Source organism: Hydrogenophaga sp. 70-12, from assembly GCF_001897365.1.
GTDB lineage: Bacteria > Pseudomonadota > Gammaproteobacteria > Burkholderiales > Burkholderiaceae_C > Hydrogenophaga > Hydrogenophaga borbori.
This window is the reverse complement of sequence record NZ_MKSS01000008.1, coordinates 1-22,129: the sequence shown is the minus strand read 5'-3', so window position 1 is coordinate 22,129 and position 22,129 is coordinate 1. Positions and strand designations below refer to the sequence as shown.

At 71.0% G+C, this 22,129-nt stretch carries 21 protein-coding genes; 5 read left to right on the top strand and 16 right to left on the bottom strand.

Annotated elements, in window-relative coordinates; all coding sequences use genetic code 11:
• Nucleotide 1: 1 nt before the first annotated feature.
• Nucleotides 2-985 carry an alpha/beta hydrolase gene (locus BGO22_RS00435; protein WP_083293018.1) on the bottom strand — a complete coding sequence of 328 codons (984 nt, stop codon included), beginning with the start codon at nucleotides 983-985 and terminating at the stop codon, nucleotides 2-4.
• A gap of 84 nt (nucleotides 986-1,069) precedes the next feature.
• Here BGO22_RS00435 and gbd point away from each other — a divergent pair, with 84 nt between their 5' ends.
• Both gbd and BGO22_RS00425 read left to right on the top strand, forming a co-directional pair.
• Nucleotides 1,070-2,212 carry a 4-hydroxybutyrate dehydrogenase gene (gbd, locus tag BGO22_RS00430; RefSeq protein WP_070398404.1) on the top strand — a complete coding sequence of 381 codons (1,143 nt, stop codon included), beginning with the start codon at nucleotides 1,070-1,072 and terminating at the stop codon, nucleotides 2,210-2,212.
• A gap of 111 nt (nucleotides 2,213-2,323) precedes the next feature.
• On the top strand, nucleotides 2,324-4,585 hold the full coding sequence (locus BGO22_RS00425; RefSeq protein ID WP_083293016.1) for a winged helix-turn-helix domain-containing protein: 2,262 nt from the start codon (nucleotides 2,324-2,326) through the stop codon (nucleotides 4,583-4,585).
• Here BGO22_RS00425 and trhO read toward each other — a convergent pair.
• From trhO to BGO22_RS00400, 5 genes are all read right to left on the bottom strand, one after another.
• Nucleotides 4,531-5,580, bottom strand: a complete 1,050-nt coding sequence (gene trhO / locus BGO22_RS00420; RefSeq protein ID WP_070398402.1) for an oxygen-dependent tRNA uridine(34) hydroxylase TrhO — start codon at nucleotides 5,578-5,580, stop codon at nucleotides 4,531-4,533. The genes BGO22_RS00425 and trhO overlap by 55 nt on opposite strands.
• 31 nt (nucleotides 5,581-5,611) lie before the next feature.
• Entirely contained in the window at nucleotides 5,612-6,709 is a 1,098-nt protein-coding gene (locus tag BGO22_RS00415; RefSeq protein WP_070398401.1) for a patatin-like phospholipase family protein, read from the bottom strand.
• Between the two features lie 37 nt (nucleotides 6,710-6,746).
• Nucleotides 6,747-7,607, bottom strand: coding sequence for an HDOD domain-containing protein (locus BGO22_RS00410; RefSeq protein ID WP_070398400.1), 861 nt, complete (start codon nucleotides 7,605-7,607; stop codon nucleotides 6,747-6,749).
• 93 nt (nucleotides 7,608-7,700) lie between these two features.
• On the bottom strand, nucleotides 7,701-8,528 hold the full coding sequence (locus BGO22_RS00405) for an HDOD domain-containing protein (RefSeq protein WP_070398399.1): 828 nt from the start codon (nucleotides 8,526-8,528) through the stop codon (nucleotides 7,701-7,703).
• A 188-nt stretch (nucleotides 8,529-8,716) separates the two neighbouring features.
• Nucleotides 8,717-11,056: a Tex family protein gene (locus BGO22_RS00400; protein WP_070398398.1), complete on the bottom strand. Its 2,340-nt coding sequence runs from the start codon at nucleotides 11,054-11,056 to the stop codon at nucleotides 8,717-8,719.
• Between the two features lie 242 nt (nucleotides 11,057-11,298).
• Between BGO22_RS00400 and BGO22_RS00395 the strand changes: the two genes are divergently transcribed.
• Nucleotides 11,299-12,273: a response regulator gene (locus BGO22_RS00395; RefSeq protein ID WP_070398397.1), complete on the top strand. Its 975-nt coding sequence runs from the start codon at nucleotides 11,299-11,301 to the stop codon at nucleotides 12,271-12,273.
• A 39-nt stretch (nucleotides 12,274-12,312) separates the two neighbouring features.
• On the opposite strand, the gene BGO22_RS00390 is transcribed toward BGO22_RS00395, so the two are convergent.
• On the bottom strand, nucleotides 12,313-12,861 hold the full coding sequence (locus BGO22_RS00390) for a cysteine hydrolase family protein (protein WP_070398396.1): 549 nt from the start codon (nucleotides 12,859-12,861) through the stop codon (nucleotides 12,313-12,315).
• A 116-nt stretch (nucleotides 12,862-12,977) separates the two neighbouring features.
• On the opposite strand from BGO22_RS00390, the gene BGO22_RS00385 reads away from it, so the two are divergent.
• Together BGO22_RS00385 and BGO22_RS00380 are read left to right on the top strand one after the other, a co-directional pair.
• Nucleotides 12,978-13,949, top strand: coding sequence for a GlxA family transcriptional regulator (locus BGO22_RS00385; RefSeq protein WP_070398395.1), 972 nt, complete (start codon nucleotides 12,978-12,980; stop codon nucleotides 13,947-13,949).
• Between the two features lie 8 nt (nucleotides 13,950-13,957).
• Nucleotides 13,958-15,028, top strand: coding sequence for a DUF72 domain-containing protein (locus BGO22_RS00380; RefSeq protein WP_070398394.1), 1,071 nt, complete (start codon nucleotides 13,958-13,960; stop codon nucleotides 15,026-15,028).
• Here the strand turns inward: BGO22_RS00380 and BGO22_RS00375 are convergent.
• The 9 genes from BGO22_RS00375 to BGO22_RS00335 are packed head-to-tail and all read right to left on the bottom strand — an operon-like array spanning nucleotide 15,018 to nucleotide 21,995.
• Nucleotides 15,018-15,587 (bottom strand): methylated-DNA--[protein]-cysteine S-methyltransferase, encoded by a 570-nt coding sequence (locus BGO22_RS00375; RefSeq protein WP_070398393.1) that lies wholly within the window; start codon nucleotides 15,585-15,587, stop codon nucleotides 15,018-15,020. The two genes, BGO22_RS00380 and BGO22_RS00375, sit on opposite strands and share 11 nt — an antisense overlap.
• A gap of 6 nt (nucleotides 15,588-15,593) precedes the next feature.
• Nucleotides 15,594-16,499: an SDR family oxidoreductase gene (locus tag BGO22_RS00370; protein ID WP_070398392.1), complete on the bottom strand. Its 906-nt coding sequence runs from the start codon at nucleotides 16,497-16,499 to the stop codon at nucleotides 15,594-15,596.
• Between the two features lie 27 nt (nucleotides 16,500-16,526).
• A complete protein-coding gene (locus BGO22_RS00365) occupies nucleotides 16,527-16,979 on the bottom strand; it encodes a GNAT family N-acetyltransferase (protein ID WP_070398391.1) in 453 nt (150 codons plus the stop codon).
• Nucleotides 16,976-17,914 (bottom strand): glutathione S-transferase family protein, encoded by a 939-nt coding sequence (locus tag BGO22_RS00360; RefSeq protein ID WP_070398720.1) that lies wholly within the window; start codon nucleotides 17,912-17,914, stop codon nucleotides 16,976-16,978. Before BGO22_RS00360 ends, BGO22_RS00365 begins: the two co-directional genes overlap by 4 nt.
• A 37-nt stretch (nucleotides 17,915-17,951) precedes the next feature.
• The gene (locus tag BGO22_RS00355; protein ID WP_070398390.1) at nucleotides 17,952-19,601 is read right to left on the bottom strand and encodes an isovaleryl-CoA dehydrogenase; all 1,650 of its coding nucleotides are present in this window, start codon (nucleotides 19,599-19,601) and stop codon (nucleotides 17,952-17,954) included.
• Nucleotides 19,585-19,734 carry a hypothetical protein gene (locus BGO22_RS00350; RefSeq protein WP_175442810.1) on the bottom strand — a complete coding sequence of 50 codons (150 nt, stop codon included), beginning with the start codon at nucleotides 19,732-19,734 and terminating at the stop codon, nucleotides 19,585-19,587. The genes BGO22_RS00355 and BGO22_RS00350 overlap by 17 nt, the downstream gene beginning before the upstream one ends.
• Nucleotides 19,735-19,741: 7 nt before the next feature.
• Nucleotides 19,742-20,758, bottom strand: a complete 1,017-nt coding sequence (locus BGO22_RS00345) for an NADP-dependent oxidoreductase (RefSeq protein WP_070398389.1) — start codon at nucleotides 20,756-20,758, stop codon at nucleotides 19,742-19,744.
• A gap of 17 nt (nucleotides 20,759-20,775) precedes the next feature.
• Nucleotides 20,776-21,204 carry a PaaI family thioesterase gene (locus BGO22_RS00340; RefSeq protein WP_070398388.1) on the bottom strand — a complete coding sequence of 143 codons (429 nt, stop codon included), beginning with the start codon at nucleotides 21,202-21,204 and terminating at the stop codon, nucleotides 20,776-20,778.
• Nucleotides 21,204-21,995, bottom strand: a complete 792-nt coding sequence (locus BGO22_RS00335; RefSeq protein ID WP_070398387.1) for an SDR family oxidoreductase — start codon at nucleotides 21,993-21,995, stop codon at nucleotides 21,204-21,206. Before BGO22_RS00335 ends, BGO22_RS00340 begins: the two co-directional genes overlap by 1 nt.
• Between the last annotated feature and the right edge of the window lie 134 nt (nucleotides 21,996-22,129).

Here is a 22,129-nt window from a genome sequence, read left to right as displayed (position 1 = left end):
GTCAGTGGTCTCCAAAAGCGCCTCTCAAGGCTCTCGCGGCGTGCTGGTGGGCGGTGCGCGCCTCGGGAATGGCGCGGCCGAACTGCACGAAGTTGTGCACCACGCCCGGGTAGATGTCCAAGTCGACCGCCACACCGGCCAGGCGCAGCCGGTCGCAGAAGGCCAGGCCCTCGTCCACCAGCGGATCGCACTCGGCCAGGCCCATCCACACGGGGGCCACGCCGTCCAGGTCCTTCGGCTCGCCATGCCCGTCGCGTCCGTCCAGCGGGGCGAAGCGCCAATCGTCGCGGTCGGCCGGGGTGCGCAGGTAGTGGCCAAAGAAATAGCGGATGGTCGGCTCGTCCAGGATGAAGCCTTGCGCGTAGGTATGGTGCGAGGGCGTGTCCTGGTGGCCCGCGCAGCCCGGATAGAAAAGCAGCTGCAGCGCCAATGGCCAGCCCGCGTCGCGCGCCTGCAGCGCGGTCACGATGGCCAGGGTGCCGCCCGCGCTGTCGCCCCCCACGGCGATGCGCCCGGCGTCCAGCCCCAGGGCACCCGCCCGGCCGCGCAGCCACGCCAGGCTGTCCCAGGCGTCGTTCACTGCGACGGGGAACTTGTGCTCGGGCGCGAGCCGGTAGTCCACCGACAACACCGCGCAGTCCGCCTGATGCGCCAGCGCGCGGCACAACGGCTCGTGCGTGGCCACGCTGCCGATCGTGAACCCGCCGCCATGGAAATACAGCAGCACCGGCAGGCCATCCGCCTCACTTGGGGCGAACAGCCGCGCGGGCAGCTCGGCGCCGTCGCGCGTGGGAATGCGCAGGTCCTGCACGCGGGCCATCGCCGGCGGCGAGATCTCGAGCACGCCGGCCCCGGCGGCATAGGCCTGGCGCGCCTGCTCGGGCGTGAGCGCGTGGAACGGCGGATGGCCGGCGCGCGCGATGCGGTCGATCACGCCGCGCATCGCTGGCGTCAAGCGCGAGCGCGGATTCGAAGGGTGGGACATGGGAGGGCTTGTCGGCTCGGCGACCGCGCTGGCGCATCGCGTCCGTATAGTTTTCGCTTCCCCGAACCATAACCGGAGACAGACGTGGCCCAGATCCTCTACGTGACAAACATCCTCATCGACTACGGGGCCTTGTCGCAGTTGCCCGCCGAATGCGAGCGCGTGGGCATGCGCCGTCCGTTGATCGTCACCGACGCCGGGGTGCGCGCCGCCGGCCTGCTCGACAGGCTGCAGGCCGCGCTGCAGGGCACGCCCGCTGCGGTGTTCGACCAGACCCCTTCCAACCCCACCGAGGCCGCGGTCCGGGCCGCGGTCGAGATCTACCGCCGCGAACGCTGCGATGGCCTGATCGCGCTCGGCGGCGGCAGCGCCATCGACTGCGCGAAAGGCGTGGCCATCGCCGCCGCGCACGAAGGGCCGCTCAAGACCTACGCCACCATCGAAGGCGGCTCACCCAAGATCAGCGCCGCCGTGCCCCCCCTGATCGCCGTCCCCACCACCGCCGGCACCGGCAGCGAGGTCGCGCGCGGCGCCATCCTCATCGTCGACGACGGCCGCAAGCTGGGCTTCCACAGCTGGCACCTCGTCCCCCGCACCGCGCTGCTCGACCCCGAACTCACCCTGGGCCTGCCGCCCCTGCTCACCGCCGCCACCGGCATGGACGCCATCGCGCATTGCATGGAAACCTTCATGAGCGCGGCCTTCAATCCGCCGGCCGACGGCATTGCGCTCGATGGCCTGCGCCGCGGCTGGGCCCACATCGAACGCGCCACCCGCGACGGCAGCGACCGCGAGGCCCGCCTGCACATGATGAGCGCCAGCATGCAAGGCGCCATGGCCTTCCAGAAGGGCCTGGGCTGCGTACACAGCCTCAGCCACAGCCTGGGCGGCATCAACCCCCGCCTGCACCACGGCACGCTCAATGCCGTCTTTCTGCCCGCCGTGATCCGTTTCAATGCCGAGGCCGACAGCATGCGGCGCGAGCAGCGCCTGGACCGCATGGCCCAGGCCATGGGCCTGGCCGCCGGCGCCGACGTTCCCCAGGCCGTGGCCGACATGAGCGCGCGGCTGGGCCTGCCCAATGGCCTCGCCGCCATGGGCGTGGACCGCTCGCTGTTCGACCGCGTGATCGAAGGCGCCCTGGCCGACCACTGCCACAAGACCAATCCCCGGCTCGCTTCGCCGCAGGACTACCAGGCCATGCTCGAAACCTCGCTAACGGTCTGATTGGCAGGATGGTCGGTCGACTTATTTCCTAGCCCTTTTGTATTCTCAATTATGGAAAAATGACGACTTTTGGAGTGCTGTAATCGGCTTTTCAGGTGAGGAAAAGCCAAAATGCGAAAGCACAGCGCAGTGGGGCGCGTCAGGGCTGCCCCGGTTTCGCTTGTCCAGTCCACAGGCGCCCCGGCCGCCCCTCCGCCGGTCGGCCACCCCTCGGGGTGCGACGAATTCACCTTCGGACCGTTCGTGCTGCGTTCCGACCACCGCGAACTGACCTGCGACGGCGTGCTGCGCCCCCTTGAACGGCGAGCCTTCGACCTGTTGCTCTACCTGCTCAAGAACCATGGCCGGGTGGTCGCCAAAGAAGAGTTGCTGGAACAGGTCTGGCAGCGCCGCTGTGTGACCGACTCCGTCATCGCCCAGGCCGTGCTCAAAGTGCGCAAAGCCCTGAGCGACGCGCCTGGCTTCGAGTGCCCCGTGCACACCGTGCATCGGGTGGGCTACCGCGTGGTGGGCGAAGTGCGCCACCGCCGCGTGGCCCCAGGTCAAACGTCGCGGGGCGCCGCCCTGCTGGTGGTGCGCTGGCCACTCACCCGCCTGGATGACGGACTGAATCTGCCCACCTGGATGCCTGTCGCCCTGGCGGGCTTCGGCGTGTTGTCGCTGCAAGCGCATGGGGTGCAGCCGCTGGACACCGAGCAAACCCCCACCGCGGGCGACGACTCCGTGCGCGCGCAAAGCCGCCTGCGCTTGACGAACGCCCGGGACAAGGACGCAGCGCCGGCGCCCGAGGCCGAGAGGGTTCGCCCGGCATTCACCATGGACATCGAGATTTCGGCCCCCGACTGGCGCACGCGCGTCAGCGCGAGCGCCGATTCGCCGTTCGAAGCCGCCTGGCAAGCCGCCGGTTCGGCCGCACTCGCCATGCGCCTTCGCCAGATCCTGCTGTCCACCTCGCCGGGCGAGGTGGAGCGCCGCTGGGAGCGTCTGGCCGCCTTGATTGGCCACCCACCACCGCTGATGGGGCCCGCCAGTCCCCACCTACCCGCCCTGTGGTGCCGGTCGCTGGTCGAGCGCGGCCTGGACGCCGAGGCCGACATCCTCATGGAAAGCGCTTGGCGTGGTGACCCTCGAACACCTCAGGAAGCCTTGGAGCTGCGACGGCGGGCCTCCCGCTCGAACGCCCCTCACCACGAAGGCTGGGCGGACCTGTGCCTGGCTGTATACGAATGGACCGCTGGCGACTCGCGCCGCGTGGCCCATCTGGTGGACCGCGCCTTGACCCACTTCGATCACGTCACCACCACGCCTCAAGCGGTGCGGGCCGGGGCGACGGCCGAACACCTCATGGCGGTGGTGGGGGTCGACTGGGCGCCGCCCGCGTGGTGGCGCAGCCTGCGCGACGCGCCCGCGGTGGACGGCTCGGCAGGCATCCGACGCTGGCACCGCCTGGCCAACTTGCACCGACAGATCACGCGCGAGGCGTCCGGCGGGCCAGCCTTCCACCGCAGCAGCGAAGCCGGCAGCAACGTCTCGCCGGGCTGCGAAGGCCTTCAAGCCCTGTTGCATGCCCTCTCCGGCCTGACACGGCACGCCGATGGCGACCTCGACACCGCCTTGAGCGAATGGACCCGCGCCCAAGAGCTCGCCGAACGCTCGCCCTGGCTCACACCCCGGATCCTGTGCCGGCTCGCGCTGGGCGATCTGGCCGCTCGGCTGGGTGACGAGGCGCGCCTCGGCGCCTGTCTGCAAGGCTTCGACGCCCTCCCCCTCACCGGCCTGACCCGCTGGAATGCCACACGCGATTGGTTGTTGGCGCGGCGCCTGCGGCTGAACGGCCTGCCCCATGAAGCGTGGCGGTTGGTGGAGAAAGCCCTGCCGGTGCTCTCGCACTGCAGCCTGTGGTTTCGTGACGAGGCCTGGCTCTTTGCCATCGACACCGCTTGGCATACGCGCTCGCGCACGGCACTGCAGGGTTTGCGCGAGACCCTGGGTGGCCACACACAGCGCGACAACCGCAGCATCACCGCCATCGTGCTGGCCACCGACGCCACCATTGCCTTGCTCGACAACGATGTCGCCCACGCGCACCAACTCATCCTGCGCGCCTGGCAAACAGCGCCTTCGTCGGGCGCCAAGCGCCAGCTCGCCATGGCGGCGGCCACCGCCATGCTGTGGCGCCGGCCGGCCTCGTCTCAAACCCTTGATCAGGCCCTCCTGCAGGCCGGAGCCTGGCTGCAGCGCTCGGCGAGCGGCCTTCGCCTGAGCCAGCTGCACCGTCGGCCACACAGCGTGCCCATCACGGTGCAGGCCCCGTCGTTCTATCGGGTGACGGAACCCGCCGAAGACAACACCGGCTGGCTCTGGGCCCCCTGAACGCCGGTAGGCCGCGCCGGCCCCGCCCCGCTATCGGCGGCGCCTTCGGGCCCGGTCGGCGCTGCCGCCGTGGGGGTGGGAGAGCCGATATGGGGCAGACCGCGTTCTCGCGCCAGCGTGACCTGGCGCTGGCGCTCGGCCAGGCGCTCCCGGTCCGCGTCGCCGCGCCGGGCGTGGCAATGGGGGCAACTCACCCCTTCTTCGTAGAGCGGTGAGGCGCGGTCGGTCTCGTCGAGCGGCCATCGGCAGGAGCGGCACAGCGCGTGCCCGCCCGGCTGCAAACCGTGGCCCACACTCACCCGTTCATCGAACACAAAACACTCGCCACGCCAGCGGCTCTCGGCCTCGGGCACGGTTTCCAGGTACTTCAGGATGCCCCCCTGTAGGTGGTACACCTCCTCGAACCCTTGCTGGCGCAACAGGGCCGTGGACTTCTCGCAGCGGATGCCACCGGTGCAGAACATGGCCACACGCGGCTTTACCGGGCCTTGCAGCGCCGGCTGGCTCGCCAGCCAGGCGGGCAGCTCCGTGAAAGCGCCGATACCCGGGTCGACCGCTCCCTCGAAGCTGCCGATCTTGACCTCGTAGTGATTGCGCGTGTCGATCAGCAGCACGTCCGGCTGGGCGATTAGGGCGTTCCAGTCCTCGGGCTTCACGTAGCGGCCGGCGTGCTCTTGCGGCCGCAGGCCGGGCACGCGCAGGGTCACGATTTCACGCTTGAGCCGCACCTTGAGGCGGTGGAACGGCGGCCGCTCGGACCAGGAGGCTTTGTGCTCCAGGTCGCTCAGGCGTGGATCGCGCCGCAGCCAGGCCAGCACCGCCTGCACGCCCGCCTCAGGCCCGGCGATGGTGCCGTTGATGCCCTCGGGCGCCAGCAACAGCGTGCCCTTGACCTGATGCTCCCGGCACAGCGCGATGAGCGGTTCACGCCAGTCGGCGTGGTCGGGCAGGTCGACGAACTTGTAGAGGGCGGCGGTGAGGTACGGTGCGGTCACCGAGGGATTATCCCGCGCGGCCTCGCGGGGCTCACAGCGGTTCGACCCGACGGACGTCGGGCCGGGCCAGCCACTCCCCCAGTTCTTCCGCCAGCTGCCGCGCCGCCTTCACCGCCGCGCCCCAGGCCTTGACGCGCGCGGCCAGGTCCTGGCCGTAGCGCCCGAAGTCGCTGCGATCGGGCAGCTTGCCGCCCGGCAGGGCCTGCTTCACCCAGTCGGGGTCGGGCGCCAGCACCAGCATGTGGTCCAGCGCGGCGCTGCTGCGGTGGCGGCGCTTCCAGGCCTTGTCCAGCCAGCCCGGCACCACCGCCCGCTGGAAATGCGGGTACAGCACGATGGGCGCGGCGGCGTCGTGCCGGTAGTGCAGGTGCAGGTGGTAATCGGTGATGCCGCCGTCCCAGTACGGCCCGTGCGGCGCGCCCGGGATGTCCACCACCGGGCGCAGCACGAAGGGAATGGAGCAGCTGGCCTGCAGGGCCTGCATGAAGTTGTGCGGGCCCATCGGGATCTGGCGCGTGCGCAGGTCGTGGGTGGCGAAGGGCAAGGCGCTGGTGGTGCCGGCCGCCGCGTCCGGCCCCGAGAACACCACCCGCTCCAGCCACTGGCCGAGCGCCGGGCGGCGCACGGCATTGGCCGCGTAGGCGCTCAGGTAGCCCAGGGGCGTGCGCCAGCGCCCATCGTGCGCGAGCAGGCGCCGCCCGCGCGAGGTGACGATGTGCAGCCGCCAGCGCGGGTGCCGCAGCACGGGCTCGACGCGCCCACCGTAGAAGGATTGAAGATTGAGCGAGAACTGCTCGCTCACCTGCTGCGCCGTGGGCCGGCGCTGGCCGGGCGGCAGTTCATAGTGCTGGTGGATGTAGTCGTGCTCAAGCCGCTCGAAGCTGCCCACCGCGTCGGGCAGGCAGGCCGTGGCCATGCGCCAGGCGCCGATGGAGGCGCCCACCAGGTGGATGGGCTGCGGCGCGTCGGCCAGCCAGTGGCCGAACAGCAGGCGGTCGATGGGCCCCAGGATCAGGCCCTTGGGTCCGCCGGCCGCGGCGGGGACGACACCGACGTCCGAGGGGCGCAGGCCCCGCTCACTCAGGTGCTCGAGGGCGGAAGGTCCGGCATAGAGGCGCAGGGCTCGCATGGGCCCGGATTGTCACCGAGCGCTATGGCCCCGGCCCTCAGTGGGGCACGGAATCGCTGGCCGGCTCGACGCGCGGCTTGGCCTCGTCTTCCACCGGGTGCCGGGAAATCGAGGGAATGCGCTCGGCCACCACGGTGTCCGGATCGATGCCCAGCACCACGCCCACCGGGTCTGGGTAGGTGTTGATGAGCAGCTCGCCGCGGAGGTCCTGCTCCTCGGCGCGCGCGCGCCAGGAGCCGATGTGGATGACGCCGGCGATCGGCTCGTACACGTCGTTGTCGAAGGGCGCCGTCTGGTGCTCGATGGCATTGATCATGCGGCGCGGGAACTTCCATTCGCGCGCCAGCGCCGCGCCCACCTCGGCGTAGCTGTACCCGAACAGGCTGCGCTCGGCCTTGGCGCGCTTGAGGTCGAGCATGGGAATGTTGCGGTCCAGTTCGATCATGGCCTCGGGCATGCCCACGTGCATCACCAGCTCGCCGATGGCGTGGATCAGGCCGGCCGTGAAGGCGGTGTTCTCGTCGATGCGGATGGGCAGCGCGATGTAGCGCGACAGGTTGGCCGTGTTCAGGCTGTAGCGCCAGAACTGGTTGAGGTTGACGCCGCCCACCATGTGGAAGCTCTCGCCCAGGGCGCTGGCCACCACCAGCGCGCGCACCTTGATCAGGCCCAGGATGTTCATGGCCTCGCGCGCGTTGGTCACGTTGCGCGACAGGCCGAAGAAGGCCGAGTTGGCCGTTTTGAGCAGCTTGGCCGTGAGAACCGGGTCCTCTTCGATCAGCGAGGCCACCAGCATGGGATCGACGTCGGCCTGCTCGAAGGTTTCGATCAGGCGCCGCACCACCTTGGGTACGGACGGAAGGGCCTGAGGCTGCTTGAGCAGTTTTTCGAGATGCATGGCGATCCTCTTGCGGCTGGAACGTCGGGTGTTTGCTTTGTTTATCGTTACCGGCAGGCGTTTCTTTAGAACTATCGACGACATGGGGCGCGATCAATCCAGGAAGGCCGACAGCGCGTCGGTGAACTCCCATTCGGCCGGGTCTTTGCCCAGCACGCTGCCCAGATCCAGTCCCAGGGTCAGGCCCACCATGTCGGGGAAGGTGGCGGCCAGGCCGCCATCGTCGAGCTGGATTTCCTCGGCGCGCGCGCGCCAGGACGCCAGGTGCAGGATGCCGGCCAGCGGGTCGTACACGTCGCCATCGAACGGCGCGGTCTGGTGCTTGAGCGCGCTCACGATGGCAGGGGGAAAATTCCAGCGCTCCACCATGCCCGCGCCGACCTCGGCGTAGGTGTAGTCGAAACGGTTGCGTTCGGCCTGGGCGCGCTGCAGGTCCAGCGGCGGCGTGCCCATGTCCAAGGGGGCGATCTCATCGGGCATGGCGATGTGCATCACCAGGTCGCCGATGGCGTGGATCAGGCCGGCCGTGTAGGCATTGGACTCCTGCTGCCGCAGCAGGCCCGCCAGGGATTTGGAGATGTCGGCCACGCGCAGGCTGTAGCGCCAGAACTGCGGCAGGTTCACGCCGGGCACGTTCTTGAAGCTGGAGCCCAGCGCGGCGGCCATCACCAGGGAGCGCACGTGCGTCATGCCCAGCATGGCCACGGCCTCCTGGGCGCTGCCGATCTTGCGGCTGGCGCGGAAGAAGGAGGAGTTGGACAGGCGCAGCACCCGGGTGGTGAGCGAGGGGTCTTGCCCCACCAGCTCGGCCACCCGCTTGGGGCTCGGGTCGTCCTTGTTCATCTCCGACATCAGGTCGGCGACGGTGCGGGACATCGCCGGCAAGGCGCCGGGGTAGTTCAGGAGCGCTTCAAGATCCATGGCGGGCGGTGGGGATGAATACCTCGGGCTGACATCGACCCCCCCGCGGCGCTGCGCGCGTCCCCACAAGGGCCGCACCGACGGCCCGGCACGGCCGGTACCGCGGCGCCCCCGATCAAGGCACGCCAGCCAACGAAGTTGTCGCTTCCTGCCCTATCGGCAGGTGGCCGCGGAACTTGATGCGCCGCTCAGCGCGGCTTGGCGCCGCGCAGCTTCTCGAAAGCCGAGGCCATGGCCGAGGGCGCAGCCACCGCGTCCCGCCCGCCCGAGTAGCGAGCGAAGCCCTCGCGCCCGCCGCGCGGCCCGCCCGCACCCGCCCCGCCGCCGTCGCGCCGCGCGGGCGCGGCGTCGAGCTTCATGCTCAGTGAGATGCGCTTGCGCGCCGTGTCGACCTCCAGCACCTTGACCTTCACGATGTCGCCTGTCTTGACGACCTCGCGCGCGTCGTTGACGAACTTGTGGCTGAGCTGGCTCACGTGAACCAGGCCGTCCTGGTGCACGCCCAGGTCCACGAAGGCGCCGAACTGGGCCACGTTGCTCACCGTGCCCTCCAGGATCATGCCTTCACGCAGGTCCTTGATGTCCTCCACGCCCTCGTTGAAACGCGCCACCTTGAAGTCCGGGCGCGGGTCGCGGCCAGGCTTCTCCAGTTCTTTCAAGATGTCTTTCACGGTGATGGCGCCCACGCCGTCCACCGCGAACTGCTCGGGCTTGAGCCGGCCTTGCCAGTCGGCGCGGCCCATGAGCTTGTTCACCGGCTCGCCCACGCTGGCGATGATCTTCTCGACCACCGGATAGCTTTCGGGGTGCACGCCGGTCATGTCCAGCGGGTTGTCGCCGTCGCGGATGCGCAGGAAACCGGCCGCCTGTTCGAAGGTCTTGGCGCCCAGGCCGCTCACCTCGAGCAGTTGCTGGCGGCTGCGGAAGGCGCCGTGCGCCTCGCGCCAGCGCACCACGGCCTTGGCCTGGGAGGCCGACAGGCCCGACACGCGCGACAGCAGCGGCGCGCTGGCGGTGTTCAGGTCCACGCCCACGCCGTTCACGCAATCCTCGACCACGGCGTCCAGCGTGCGCGCCAGCTCGCTCTGGTTCACGTCGTGCTGGTACTGGCCCACGCCGATGCTCTTGGGGTCGATCTTCACCAGCTCGGCCAGCGGGTCCTGCAGGCGGCGCGCGATGCTGGCCGCGCCGCGCAGGCTCACGTCCACGTCGGGCATTTCCTGGCTGGCGTACTCGCTGGCCGAATAGACCGAGGCCCCGGCCTCGCTCACCACCACCTTCTGCACGGCCGGGAAGCGTTTGAGCAGGTCGGCCGCCAGCTTGTCGGTCTCGCGGCTGGCGGTGCCATTGCCGATGGCGATCAGGCTCACGCCGTGCTTCTCGCACAGGCGGCCCAGGGTGTGCAGGGCACCGTCCCAGTCGCGGCGCGGCTCGTGCGGGAACACGGTCGCGGTGTCCACCAGTTTGCCGGTGGCGTCCACCACGGCCACTTTCACGCCGGTGCGGATGCCCGGGTCCAGGCCCATCACCACCTTGGGGCCGGCCGGCGCGGCCAGCAGCAGGTCGCGCAGGTTGGCGCCGAACACCTGGATGGCCACGCCCTCGGCGCCTTCGCGCAGGCGGGCGAACAGGTCGCGCTCGCTGGACAGGCTCAGCTTCACGCGCCAGGTCCAGGCCACGCACTTGCGCAGCAGGTCGTCGGCGGGGCGGCCCTGGTGGCTCCAGCCCAGGTGGCGCGCGATGCGGCCTTCGGCCAGGCTGGGCTGGCCGGGCTGCGGGTCCTCGGGCAGGGCCAGCTTCACGTCCAGGATTTCCAGCCCGCGGCCTCGGAACATGGCCAGCGCGCGGTGCGACGGCACCTTGCCGATGGGTTCGCGCTGGTCGAAGTAGTCGCGGAACTTGGCCACCTCGGGCGCGTTTTCATCCTTGCCGGCCACCAGCTGGCTGGTGATCTGGCCTTCGGCCCAGAGCCACTCGCGCAAGGCCTGCACCAGCGCGGCGTCTTCGGCCCAGCGCTCGGACAGGATGTCGCGCACGCCGTCGAGCACGGCCGCCGCAGTGGTGAAGTCGCTGCCGTCCTCGCCCTTCTCGCTTTTCACGTACGGCGCGGCGGCGGTGGCCGGGTCCAGCGAAGGGTCGGCCCAGAGGGCGTCGGCCAGGGGCTCGATGCCCGCCTCGCGCGCGATCGTGCCCTTGGTGCGGCGCTTGGGCTTGTAGGGCAGGTAGAGGTCTTCCAGTTCCTGCTTGCTGTCGGCGCCGTCGAAGGCCGCGCGCAGCGCGTCGGTCATCTTGCCCTGCTCCTCCACGCTCCTGATCACCGCCGCGCGGCGGTCTTCCAGCTCGCGCAGGTAGGCCAGGCGCGCGTCGAGTTCGCGCAGCTGTATGTCGTCGAGGCCGTCGGTGGCCTCCTTGCGGTAGCGGGCGATGAAGGGCACCGTGGCGCCGCCGTCGAGCAGCTCGATGGTGGCCCGCACCTGCTGCTCACGAATCTTCAGGTCTTGCGCCAGGCGCGCAACGATCTTCTGCATGGGTCTCCCGGTGGCCCCCCAAGGGGTGCCTCACTTCACGAAGCGCGGGAGTTTGCCACAGGCCACCACCCCATCCGGTTCCTTTGCGAGCCATCAAGGAATGCACCTCGGACGCCGGCGAAGGCCCGAATACTGCCGCGGCAGTATGTGGCCGACCGCGCGCCGTTCCTAGCATGCCGCGCCTGAGCCCGTCGGCGCTCATGCAGCGGATGAACCATCGGCCCTTCCCCCGAAAGCACGGCATGAAGAACGAAGCCAGGCACCTGCCCAAAGTGCTCTGCGTGGACGACGAGGCCCCGCTGCGGCGCTCGCTGCGCTGGCTGCTGCGCGGCGAGTTCGACGTGGTGGTGGCCAGCGACGGCGCGCAGGCGCTGGCCCTGCTCGGCGCCCAGCGCTTCGATGTGCTGCTGTCCGACCAGCGCATGCCCGGCATGTGCGGCACCGAGCTCCTGCGCCAGGCCCGGGAAGCCTCGCCGCACACCGTGCGCCTGCTGCTCGCGGGCTGCGCCGATTTTTCCTCGGTGGTGTCCGCGCTGAACGAGGGCGACGTGTTCCGCTGCATCAGCAAACCCTGGAACGACGCCCGGCTGATCCGCAGCGTGCAGGACGCGGCCCGCCTGTCGCGCCTCACGCGCCTGGCCTGGAGCGACTTCCAGGACACGGGCACCGACGGCGGCGCGCCCGCGCGGCACGAAGAAGTGCTGCTCGTGCAGGCCGACGCCGGGCTGGCCCGCGCCTGCACCCAGGCCTGCGCGGCCCAGGCAATGCCCCCCGCCCGCCTGCTGCTGGCCCAGGACATGGCCGACGCGCTCACCCTGCTCGCGCAGCGCCGGCCGGCGGTGCTGCTGCTGCAACAGGCCGGCGACCCGCGCGGCGCGCTGGAACTGGTGCGGGCCGTCAAACGGCGCACGCCGGCCCTGTCGGTGGTGCTGGCCAGCGCCTCGCACGACCTGAACGCCCTGCAGGAGCTCATCGACGAAGGCCTGATCTGCCACTACCTCGGCCTGCCGGCCGACGGCGCCCACCTGGCGCTGATGCTGGAGCGCGCCATCGAGCGCCACCTGGTGCTGCGCCGCAAACCGCACTGGCTGGCGAGCGCGCGCCGCCAGCGCCGCGACGAAAGCCGGCTGGGACTGGAAGCCCAGCGAGAAACCGCGCCGCGCCGGCACCACCGCCACTGGCTCCTGCGCTGGTGGCCCGGCGCCGACGGGGACTGAGCGGCGGCCCCGGCCCTGCGCGGGCCAACGAAGCCCCCTTCAGCGCGCCAGCCAGGCCTCGGTGTCGACGAGTGTGGCGTACGACGAACCCAGCGCCGCCATGAAGGCCCCGTGCACCTGCGCGGCCGGCACCGTCTGACCACCGAAGATCAGATCGCGCGTGGCGCAGGCGTCGTGCACCACGGTCACGGCGTAGCCCTGGTCGGCGGCGGCGCGCGCGCCGGCGTCGATGCACATGTGGCTCATGGCGCCCACGATCACCAGCTCGCGCACGCCCAATTCGTCCAGCAGCGCCTTCAGCGGCGTCTCGCGGAACGCATTGGGAAAGTGCTTGACGATCACCGCCTCGCCCTCGGCGGGCGCCACCGAGGCGTGGATCTGCACGTTGGGCGTGCCTGGCGTGAACACCGGCGCGTCGGGCCGGCCGGCCTCGTGACGCACATGGACCACCGGCACCCCCTGGGCGCGCGCCTTGGCGATCACGCGCGCCGCGTTGGCGCTGGCCGCCTCGATGCCGACCAGGGGCAGTTTGCCGGTTGGGAAGTACTCGTTCTGCAGGTCGATCACGACCAGGGCGCGGGAGGGCATTCGGGGCTCCGTGGGTTCAAGCGTTGTTGGTCCCGGATGGGGACCAGCGAATGATCCCGGGGGGCCAGCCCGGCGCACAGTGGCGTCATCGACATTCCAAAGGGCAGAATCGACACATGCCCTCCCCCGCCCCCACCGAAATCGGTCTGGTGCTCTACCCCGGCGCCCAACTGGCCGCCGTGCTGGGCATGAGCGACCTTTTCGACTACGCCTCGCGCACCGCCACCCCGCGCGTGGGCGGCGCCGCCCACGCCCTGCGCGTGAGCCACTGGCAGTTGCATGAGCAGGGCCCGCCCTCGCGCGTGTTCGACAGCGCCCCCGGTCAGGCCGGCACGCCCGCCGTGCTGGTGCTGCCACCCAGCCTGAACCCGCCGCTGGCGCGCGAGGCCGCCGCGCCCTTCGGCGCCTGGCTGCGCGAGCGGCACGCGGCCGGCGTGGCCCTGGCCTCGGTGTGCGCGGGCGCCTTCGTGCTCGGGGAGACCGGCCTGCTGGCCGGGCGCACCATCACCACCCACTGGCGCTACGCCGAGGCCTTCCAGGACCGCTTCCCCGGTGTGCGGCTCGACACCGACCAGCTCATCGTCGACGACGGCGACATCCTCACCGCCGGCGGCGCCATGGCCTGGACCGACCTGGGCATGCGCCTGATCGACCGCACCCTGGGGGCCACGGTGATGGTGGAGACGGCGCGCTCGCTGCTGGTCGATCCGCCCGGGCGCGAGCAGCGCTACTACAGCGCCTTCTCACCCCGGCTGCGCCACGGCGACGCCGCCGTGCTCAAGGTGCAGCACTGGCTGCAGGCCACCGACGCGAAGGACATCGCCCTGACCACGCTGGCCGCGCGCGCCGGGCTGGAGGAGCGCACCTTCCTGCGCCGCTTCCAGAAGGCCACCGGCATGACCACCACCGAGTACTGCCAGCGCCTGCGCGTGGGCCGGGCGCGCGAGATGCTGCAGTTCGGCCGCCTGCCGGTGGACCGCATCGCCTGGGACGTGGGCTACGGCGACACCAGCGCCTTTCGCAAGGTGTTCATCCGTTTCGTGGGCCTCACGCCGGGCGAGTACCGCCGGCGCTTCCACGCGGGTTGACGGGACCGATGCAGGACGACCTGTTCGGCGGACCACCTTCACCGCCCGCCTCCCCGCCGCCAGCGCCCGCCGATGCCCCACCCGCGCGCCGCCGCGGCGGCGCCGGCGTCTTGCCCGCCGAGCACAGCGAGGCCCTGCGCGCCCTGGCCGCCGCCCTGCCGCCGCGCCTGCGCCTGGGCACCTCGTCCTGGACCTACCCGGGCTGGGCCGGCCTGGTCTGGGACCGCGAGTACCCCGACGCCACACTGTCCAAACAGGGACTCGCCGCCTACGGCCAGCACCCGCTGCTGCGCTGCGTCTGTATCGACCGCAGCTTCTACCGCGCCCTCACCGAGCTGCAGTTCCGGCGCTACGCCGAGCAGGTGCCGAGCGATTTCCGCTTCGTCGTGAAGGCCCCCGCGCTGGTCTGCGACGCCCAGGTTCGCGGCGAGGACGGCATGGGCCGCCAGCCCAACCCGCTGTTCCTGAACCCGGCCGTGGCGGTGAGCGAGTTCATCGAACCCGCCCTGGCCGGCCTGGGACACAAGGTCGGCGCGCTGGTGTTCCAGCTGAGCCCCCTGCCCTTCGCGCAGTTGCAGCGCCTGCCGCTGCTGCTGGAGCGCCTGCGCGCCCTGCTCAAGGCCCTGCCGGACGTGCGTGGCGCCACGCCCGACGGCGTGGTCGCGGTGGAGGTGCGCGACCCCGAGTGGCTGTCGCCGCGCATCGCGCCCGCGCTGGCCGAGGTGCTGCGCGAGGCCGGCGCCACCTACTGCCTGGGCCTGCACGCCAAGATGCCGCGCATGCAGGACCAGCTGCCGCTGCTGCGCGCCCTGTGGCCCGGCCCCCTGGTCTGCCGCTGGAACCTCAACCCCCTGCATGGCGCCTACGGCTACGAAGACGCGCAGCGGGAGTACAGCCCCTACGACCGCATCCACGACGTGGACGAGGACACGCGCGCGCTCATCGTGCGCACGGTGCGCGGCGTCACCGGCGCGGGACAGAACGCCTACGTGACCATCAGCAACAAGGCCGAGGGCTGCGCGCCGCTGTCGGCGCTGGCGCTGGCCGAGCGCCTGGCCGAACCGCCCCTCAGCGACTGAGGCCAGGCGGGGGCGGATCGAACAGGTCGGGCTCCAGCGCGCCCTCGATGCCCAGCATGCGCAGCTTGGTCACCGCCCCGCCGCGCGCCGAGAAGCCGCCCGGCTGGCCGCCCGCCGCCATCACGCGGTGGCAGGGCACGATGGGCGCGAAGGGGTTGGCCCCCATGGCTTGCCCCACGGCGCGCGCCAGTTGCGGGTCGCCCAGGGCCTGGGCCACCTCGCCATAGGTGCGCGTCTGGCCCGGCGGGATGCGCCGCGCGACGTGGTAGACCCGCTGGTGGAACGCGCTCACGCGCGCCATGTCGAGCACCACCTCCAGCAGGTCGCGCCGCTCGCCCGCCATCAGGGCCACCACCCCCGCGATGGCGTCTTGCACCGGCGGCGGTGGCTCGGCCTCGGGCGGCTCACCGGCGCAGTGGCCCCACAGGCGCCGGCGCGTGGCCGCGTCGTCGGCCTCGGGCAGCTGCACGGCCACGATGCCCGCCGGCCCCCAGGCGATGCCGCAACGGCCGATGGCGGTGTCGAACAGGCAGTGCCCGCTGGCGGCCGCGGCGTCCATGCGGCCTCAAGCTTCGCGCAGCGCGGCGCGCAGCTGCGCCCCCACTTCCGGGCGTTCCATGAAGGGGTCGGGCGGGTTCTGAACGTTCACGATGGCCTCCATGCGCGAGCGCACATTGCCCAGGGCCTTGGGGTGACTGAAGACGTAGAAGCGGTCGGCTTCGATGGCCTCGAACACCTTGTGCGCCACCTCGGGCGCCGTCACCTTGCCCGACCCCACGGCCTTGTCCGTCATGGCCTGGCCGATGAGCTGGCTTTTCGTCAGGCGCTCGCCGGCCAGCTCGGCCGGCTGGTTGCGCTGGCTCTGGCTGATGCCGGTGGGCACGAAGTAGGGGCAGAGCACGCTGGCGCCGACCTGTTCGCTGACCAGGCGCAGGTCCTGGTAGAGCGTTTCGGTGAGCGCCACCACCGCGTGCTTGCTGACGTTGTAGATGCCCATGTTGGGCGGCGTGAGCAGGCCCGCCATGCTGGCGGTGTTGACGATGTGGCCGCGCCAGGCCGGGTCGGCCTTCGCGGCGGCCAGCATCATGGGCGTGAACAGGCGAACGCCGTGCACCACGCCCCAGACGTTCACGCCCAGCACCCACTGCCAGTCGCGCACCGAGTTCTCCCAGATCAAGCCGGCCGACCCCACGCCCGCGTTGTTGAAAACGAAGTGCGGCGCGCCGAAGGTCTGCTGCACCTCGGCGGCCAGGGCCTCCATCTGCGCGGCGTCGGACACGTCCACGCGGCGCGCCAGCACCTTCGCGCCGCTGGCCGTCATCTCGGCCTCGGCGCGCGCCAGGGCGTCGGCCTGCACGTCCACCAGCACGAGGTTCATGCCGCGCCGGGCGCCGATGCGCGCGCACTCCAGGCCGAAGCCCGAGCCCGCGCCGGTGAGCACGGCGGTCTTGCCGTGGAAGTCCTGGATCATGGTGTCGTCTCCTGTGGTGTCGTGTGTTCAGCGGCGCAGCATTTCGACGTGCGGGATGCCGTCCTCGTCGTAGGGCGGGCCCTCGGTCTCGAAGCCGTGCTGGCGGTAGAAGCCCTGCAGGTGCGCCTGCGCGCCGATGCGGATCGGCTGTTCACCCCAGAGCGCGTGCAGCTGGCGCACCGCCTCGCGCATGAGCGCGTGGCCCATGCCGGTGCCGCGCGCGGACGGGTCGCTCACCACGCGGCCGATGCTGGCCTCGGCGAACTTCAGGCCGGCCGGCACCAGGCGCGCATAGGCCAGCAGGACGCCGTCGCGTTCGCCCAGCAGGTGGTGGCAGGCGGGGTCGGCGCCGTCCATGTCCTGGAACACGCAGTGCTGCTCCATCACGAACACCTCGGTGCGCAGGCGCAGCAGGTCGTACAGCGCCTGGGGCTTCAAGGCGTCGAAGGCTTCGCAGCGCCAGTTCAGCGCGCCGCTCAAGCCCGAACCTCGCGCAATACGTAGCCCACGCGCGGAAAGTGCACGTGCACCGTGCCGGCGCGCTCGTCCTGGCGTTCGATGGTGTAGCGCGTGCGCGTGGCCGCGCGCAGCAGGCCTTCGCTGGTTTCGGTGCCGAAGGCCTCGGCGGCGATGCTGACGCGGCTGCCCAGCGCAATGCCGTGGTCGTCCTGGAAGGACTCGTCGGGCCCGATGGGTTCGGGCGTGGCGGCGTGCGCGATGCCCACGGCGTCGGCGCTGCTCAGGCGCTCGCTGCGGCCATGGCCGATGGCGGCCAGTCGGACCATCCACTCCAGCACGTCGGGCGTGGCGTCCAGGATGCTGGCCAGGCCCGGGTTGAGCGTGCGCGTGAACCACAGCGGGTGGTAGGCCGCGAAGTCGGCGATGCAGGGCACCTCGCCCAGCAGGTAGGGCTGGTCGTCGAGCATGTTGGCCAGGCGGCGCAGGTAGCTGCGGTAGGCGCTGGTGGCGTCGGCGGGGCGCAGCAGCGTCATGTTCTGGCGCATGGCGGCGCGGTCGCTGGCGCAGGCCTGGCCCTCGCCGGCCGGGCGGCTGGCGAACATCGCCGCCGCGCCCTTGGGGCTGAGCGTGTAGCCCATGGAGGCCCAGAACAGGGAGGAATCGGCCCACTGCGCCACGGTGCGCGACAGGCCACGCGCGTGCGCCGGGAACAGCGGGGGCTCGGGCTCGCGGTGTTCCAGCACGTCGGCGATGAGGGCGGTGTCGCAGTAGATGTCGGCGCCGATCTGCAGCAGCGGCGTCTTGCGGTAGCCGCCGGTGAGGGCCACCACGTCGGGCTTGGGCATCACCGCGGGAATGTGCACGCTGTGCCAGACCAGGCCTTTGTGGCCGAGCATGAGCCGCGCCTTCTCGGCGAAGGGCGACATGGGGTAGTGGTGGAGGATCAGGTCGTGCATGGTGGTGGCGTGCATGGCCGTGGACTCGTTCATCGGGTCAGCGCGGCATGGCCCGCTCGATGATGGCGTCGACCCCGGTGCCGGCGGACAGCGAACCGAAGCTGTGGCCCCAGTGCCCGCCCAGCCGCGAATCGCAGAAGGCGTTGAACACGGCGGCCGGCGCGGTCTGCGCCAGCAGCGCGGCCTGCACGGCCAGCGCCACGTCCTGCGCCAGGCGGCGGGCCTCCATCTCGGTGGCCATTTCTTCCACGCGCAGCGGCAGGCGCGCGGCCAGGTGGTCCAGCGCGGCGTGCTGGCCCCTGGCGGGCGCCAGCTCCTGCGCCAGCGCGGCAGCGGCATCGGCCTTGCGGATGGCCCGCAGCAGGTCCAGCGCCATGATGTTGCCGGCCCCTTCCCAGATGGAGTTGAGCGGCATCTCGCGGTAGATGCGGGCCATGATGCCCTCACCGCCCTCTTCCACGTAGCCGTTGCCACCCAGGCACTCCATGGCCTCCTGCGCGAAGTGGCTGCCGCGCTTGCAGATCCAGAACTTGGCCACCGGCGTCAGCAGGCGGGCCATCACCTGCTCGTGCGGGTCGTGCTGGCGGTCGAAGGCGCGCGCCAGGCGCAGCGCCAGCGCGGTGGCGGCCTCGGATTCGAGCGCGAGGTCGGCCAGCACGTTCTTCATCAGTGGCTGGTCGATGAGGAACTTGCCGAAGGCCTTGCGCTGCGTGGTGTGGTTGAGCGCGATGGACAGGGCCTGGCGCATCAGCCCGCTGGTGCCCAGGGCGCAGTCCAGGCGCGTCATGGTGCCCATGGCCAGGATCTGCGGCACGCCGCGCCCTTCCTCGCCCACCAGCCAGGCCGTGGCGCCCAGGAACTCCACCTCGGAGCTGGCGTTGGCCTTGTTGCCCAGCTTGTCCTTCAGGCGCTGGATGCGGATGGCATTGAGCGAGCCGTCGGGCAATACGCGCGGCAGGAACAGGCAGCTCAGGCCGCTGGCCGTCTGCGCGAGGATGAGGAAAGCGTCGCACATGGGCGCCGAGAAGAACCACTTGTGGCCGGTGACCGCGAAGCGCTGGCCCCAGCCGTCGCGGCCCGCGGGCTCGGCGCGCGTGGTGTTCGCCCGCACGTCGGAGCCGCCCTGCTTCTCGGTCATGCCCATGCCCATGGTGGCACCGGGCTTGTCGCGCCAGAGCTTCAGCGCGGGGTCGTAGTCGCGGCTGGTGAGCTGCGGCGCCCAGTCGCGGTAGATGGCGGCGTTGTCCTGCAGCGCGGGCGTGACCGCGTAGCTCATGGAGATGGGGCACAGCACCGAGGGCTCCAGCTCGGTGAACAGCATGAAGCCGGCGGCGCGGCGCAGGTGGGCGTTGCCGCTGGCCTGTTCCGCGGCGCCAAAGGCGGCGCCGTGCAGGCCGGCGCCCACCGCCTCGCGCATCAGCGCGTGGTAGCTGGGGTGGAACTCCACCTGGTCGATGCGCTCGCCCACGCGGCTGTGGGTCTTGAGCTGCGGCGTGAACACGTTGGCCAGGCGCGCATGGGCCTGCATCCCGGCGCTGCCCACGGTGGCGCCCAGGGCGCGCAGGCCGGCGGTGTCCAGCCCCGGCGCGTTGAAGGCCAGCGCGGCCTGCAGCGCGCGGTTGGTGTCGAAGAGGTTGACGTCCACCAGCGGCGCGGGCTGGTTGAAGACTTCATGCGTGGACAGCATGTCGGGCCTTTCTCGTGGCAAAGATCAGGGACCAGGTCTGGCGGACATCGCGCACCTCGGCGGCGTGGAGCGCGCCCTTCTCGCGCAGCAGGGCCTCGCGAAACGCCTCACCGAGCGCCGGCGCCACGTGCATGGCCGCCTCAGACCAGCTTGACCAGCTGCTTGCCGAAGTTCTTGCCCTTGAGCAGGCCCAGGAAGGCCTCGGGCGCAGCGGCGATGCCCTGCGCGACGGTCTCGCGCGGGCGCAGCTTGCCGGTGCCCACCAAGGTGCCCAGCTCCTTGAGCGCCTCGGGCCAGACCTCCATGTGCTCGCTGACGATGAAGCCCTCGACCTTGAGCCGGTTGACCAGGATGAGCGCCGGGTTGGCCAGCGGCAGCGGCTGGCCGTCGTAGCCGGCGATCATGCCGCACACGGCGATGCGGCCGAAGGCGTTCATGCGCAGCAGCACGGCGTCCAGGACCATGCCGCCCACGTTCTCGAAGTAACCATCGATGCCGTTCGGGCAGGCCTCCTTGAGCGCCTTGGCCAGCGAGTACATGTCCTTGTGCAGGCGGTAGTCGATGCAGGCGTCGAAGCCCAGCTCTTGCACGGCGTATTGGCATTTCTCGGGTCCGCCCGCGATGCCCACCGCGCGGCAGCCGCGCGCCTTGGCCAGCGCACCGAAGGCGCTGCCCACGGCGCCCGTGGCCGCGCTCACCACCACGGTGTCGCCGGCCTTGGGGTTGATGATCTTCACCAGGCCGTACCAGGCCGTCACGCCGGGCATGCCCACGGCGCCCAGGTAGTGGCTCAGCGGCACATGGGTGGTGTCCACCTTGCGCAGCGCGCCGGGTTGCTCGGCATCGACCACGCTGTACTCCTGCCAGCCGCCCATGCCCACCACCTGATCGCCGACGGCGTACCTGGGGTGCTTCGATTCGGCCACCACGCCCACGGTGCCGCCGATCATCACCTCGCCCAGGGGCTGGGAGGCGGCGTAGCTCTTGCTGTCGTTCATGCGGCCGCGCATGTACGGGTCCAGGCTGAGGAAGTGGTGCCGCACCAGCACCTGGCCGTCTTTGAGCGGGGGTGTCTCGGTGCTGACGAGCTTGAAGTTGTCGACGGTGGCCTCGCCCTTGGGGCGGTTGTCGAGCAGGATCTGGCGGTTGGTGGGCATGGGGGTCTCCCGTTGGGTCAGTCGGTGGGGATGCGGTTGAGCGGGTTCACGCGGCCCGGTCCCGTGGGCAGGCGCGGCACGAACTTGAAGGTGCCCGTGGCGTGGCTGCACAGCTGGCCGCCGGCGTCGAGCACGCGGCCCTCGGTGAAGGCCATGGTGGCGGTTCGGTGCAGCACCAGGCCGCGCGCCAGCAGCGGGCCCTTGGCGGCGCGCACGAAGCTGGTTTTCATCTCGATGGTGACGCAGCCCATGTCGGGCTGCAAGGAACGCGCGGCGTGCGCCATCACCACGTCCAGCAGGGTCATGCCGACGCCGCCATGCACCACGTCGAAGGAATTCAGGTGCTCGGGCGCGGGGTCGTAGGCCATCTGGGCTTCGCCGCCCTCCATGCGCTCGAGGCGAAAGCCGAGCAGATCGACAAAGGGAATGCGTACCGAGAATTCCATCAACCGCCCGTGATGATCGAGACGCCGCCGTCCACGGCCAGCCATTGGCCGGTGATGTGCTTGCCGGCGTCGCTGGCGTACAGCACGGTCAGGCCCTTCAGGTCCTCGTCGTCGCCCAGGCGGCCCAGCGGGGCGTGCGCGGCCAGCTTGTCCTCGCCCATGGCCTTGAGCGTGCCCTGGGTCATCTTGCTGGGAAAGAAGCCCGGGCAGATGGCGTTGACGCGGATGCCATGCTCGCCCCACTCGGCCGCCAGTGCGCGCGTGAAGTTGATGACCGCGCCCTTGGAGGTGTTGTAGGCGATGGTCTTCATGCCGCGCGGGTTGCCGCCCAGACCGGCGATGGAAGCCGTGTTGATGATGCTGCCGCCCTTGCGCGGGATCATGCTGCGGCGCGCGACCTCCTGGGCCAGGATGAAGTAGCTGCGCACGTTGAGGTCCATGACCTTGTCCCAGGCGTCCACCGGGTGGTCCTCGGCCGGCGCGCCCCAGGCCGCGCCCGCGTTGTTCACCAGGATGTCGATATGGCCCAGGCGCCGCATCGCCTCGTCGACCAGCCGGCGGCACTCGTCTTCGCTCTGGCCGTCGGCGGCCAACCATTCGGCGGCGATGCCGGCGGCCGTGAGTCCCGCGCAGGCCTCCTCCAGGTCCTTGGCCTTGCGCGAGCTGATCAGCACGCGCGCGCCGGCCTCGCCCAGCGCGTGCGCCATCTGCAGGCCCAGGCCGCGCGAGCCGCCGGTGATGAGGGCGGTGCGGCCTTGGAGGTCGAAGAGCTGGGAGAGGGTGCGGGTCATGTCTGGTCTGCCTCGTGTGTTGTTCGGGGTGGGGGAAACCGGGTCATTGTGGACCGTGGCGCGGCGCCTGTGTGTCGCCCGGGTGGCGCCGGCGCGCCGGGCTCAAAACGCCTCTTCCGGCAGCTCGGCGCAGG

What these genes read in the sequence shown, in the direction of transcription:
- BGO22_RS00370 (WP_070398392.1), bottom strand. Translation starts at nt 16,499, where the DNA reads ATGATCCAGGACTTCCACGGCAAGACCGCCGTGCTCACCGGCGCGGGC.
- BGO22_RS00400 (WP_070398398.1), bottom strand. Translation starts at nt 11,056, where the DNA reads ATGCAGAAGATCGTTGCGCGCCTGGCGCAAGACCTGAAGATTCGTGAG.
- BGO22_RS00415 (WP_070398401.1), bottom strand. Translation starts at nt 6,709, where the DNA reads ATGCGAGCCCTGCGCCTCTATGCCGGACCTTCCGCCCTCGAGCACCTG.
- BGO22_RS00335 (WP_070398387.1), bottom strand. Translation starts at nt 21,995, where the DNA reads ATGACCCGCACCCTCTCCCAGCTCTTCGACCTCCAAGGCCGCACCGCC.
- BGO22_RS00350 (WP_175442810.1), bottom strand. Translation starts at nt 19,734, where the DNA reads ATGCACGTGGCGCCGGCGCTCGGTGAGGCGTTTCGCGAGGCCCTGCTG.
- BGO22_RS00385 (WP_070398395.1), top strand. Translation starts at nt 12,978, where the DNA reads ATGCCCTCCCCCGCCCCCACCGAAATCGGTCTGGTGCTCTACCCCGGC.
- BGO22_RS00375 (WP_070398393.1), bottom strand. Translation starts at nt 15,587, where the DNA reads ATGGACGCCGCGGCCGCCAGCGGGCACTGCCTGTTCGACACCGCCATC.
- BGO22_RS00340 (WP_070398388.1), bottom strand. Translation starts at nt 21,204, where the DNA reads ATGGAATTCTCGGTACGCATTCCCTTTGTCGATCTGCTCGGCTTTCGC.
- BGO22_RS00435 (WP_083293018.1), bottom strand. Translation starts at nt 985, where the DNA reads ATGTCCCACCCTTCGAATCCGCGCTCGCGCTTGACGCCAGCGATGCGC.
- BGO22_RS00410 (WP_070398400.1), bottom strand. Translation starts at nt 7,607, where the DNA reads ATGCATCTCGAAAAACTGCTCAAGCAGCCTCAGGCCCTTCCGTCCGTA.
- BGO22_RS00390 (WP_070398396.1), bottom strand. Translation starts at nt 12,861, where the DNA reads ATGCCCTCCCGCGCCCTGGTCGTGATCGACCTGCAGAACGAGTACTTC.
- BGO22_RS00395 (WP_070398397.1), top strand. Translation starts at nt 11,299, where the DNA reads ATGAAGAACGAAGCCAGGCACCTGCCCAAAGTGCTCTGCGTGGACGAC.
- BGO22_RS00345 (WP_070398389.1), bottom strand. Translation starts at nt 20,758, where the DNA reads ATGCCCACCAACCGCCAGATCCTGCTCGACAACCGCCCCAAGGGCGAG.
- BGO22_RS00360 (WP_070398720.1), bottom strand. Translation starts at nt 17,914, where the DNA reads ATGCACGACCTGATCCTCCACCACTACCCCATGTCGCCCTTCGCCGAG.
- BGO22_RS00380 (WP_070398394.1), top strand. Translation starts at nt 13,958, where the DNA reads ATGCAGGACGACCTGTTCGGCGGACCACCTTCACCGCCCGCCTCCCCG.
- BGO22_RS00425 (WP_083293016.1), top strand. Translation starts at nt 2,324, where the DNA reads ATGCGAAAGCACAGCGCAGTGGGGCGCGTCAGGGCTGCCCCGGTTTCG.
- BGO22_RS00405 (WP_070398399.1), bottom strand. Translation starts at nt 8,528, where the DNA reads ATGGATCTTGAAGCGCTCCTGAACTACCCCGGCGCCTTGCCGGCGATG.
- BGO22_RS00355 (WP_070398390.1), bottom strand. Translation starts at nt 19,601, where the DNA reads ATGCTGTCCACGCATGAAGTCTTCAACCAGCCCGCGCCGCTGGTGGAC.